Source organism: Burkholderia sp. SRS-W-2-2016 (assembly GCF_001931485.1).
In the GTDB taxonomy this organism is placed as follows: domain Bacteria; phylum Pseudomonadota; class Gammaproteobacteria; order Burkholderiales; family Burkholderiaceae; genus Paraburkholderia.
Map to the genome: position 1 here is coordinate 1 of NZ_MSDV01000089.1, position 963 is coordinate 963.

Here is a 963-nt window from a genome sequence, read left to right on the forward strand (position 1 = left end):
TGTGTCAAAACCCGCGCGATCGCCTAGACTGAATCGACCTGTTAGCGCGAGAGGCGGAGATGGGGCGATTCGTCGAAGGTGCAAACCGCAATCAGGCCACGTTGCTGCCGGAGTGTCTCGAAGACTTTATCGCTGAAGACAATCCCGTGCGGATCGTCGACGCATTCGTAGACGAACTCGATCTGGCTTGCATGGGCTTCGAAGGCACCACGCCGGCGATCACGGGCCGACCGTCTTACCATCGGTCCGTTCTGCTCAAACTCTACATCTACGGCTATCTCAATCGCGTGCAGTCGAGCCGACGTCTGGAGCGCGAGTGCCAGCGTAATGTCGAACTGATGTGGTTGACCGGTCGCCTCGCGCCGGACTTCAAGACGATTGCCGAGTTCAGACGCAGCAATGGCGCCGGCATTCGCAATGTATGCCGCCGCTTCGTGGTGGTATGCCGCGACCTGAAGCTGTTCACGCAAGCAGTCGTTGCCATCGACGGCAGCAAGTTCAAGGCGGTCAACAGCCGCGATAACAACTTCACGCCCAACAAGATCGCAAAGCGTCAGGAGCAGATCGGGCAAAGCATCCAGCGCTATCTGGATGCGCTGGAAACTGCTGATCGCACGCAACCCGCAGAGGTCGAAGCGAAAACCGAACGGCTGCGGGAAAAGATCGAGACGCTGCGCGAGCAGATGCGCGATCTGGATCGGGCCGCGGAACTGTTGAATGATTTACCGGAAAAACAGGTTTCGCTGACTGATCCCGACTCACGTTCGATGATGTCGCAAGCCAGGGGCACAGGCGTGGTGGGCTACAACGTTCAGGTGGCTGTTGATACGAAGCACCACCTCATCGTGACACACGAAGTGACGAACGTCGGTAGTGACCGCGCTCAGCTAAGCCCGATGGCCAAAGCCGCGCGCGAAGCGATGGGCAGGAAGAAGCTCAAGGCGCTGGCCGATCGCGGGTACT

1 protein-coding gene is annotated in these 963 nt (G+C 58.9%); it reads left to right on the forward strand.

Features of this window, described 5'->3' with window-relative positions:
- Nucleotides 1–59: 59 nt before the first annotated feature.
- On the forward strand, nucleotides 60–963 hold a 904-nt coding region (locus BTH42_RS33795; RefSeq protein ID WP_143752321.1), incomplete at its 3' end, for an IS1182 family transposase.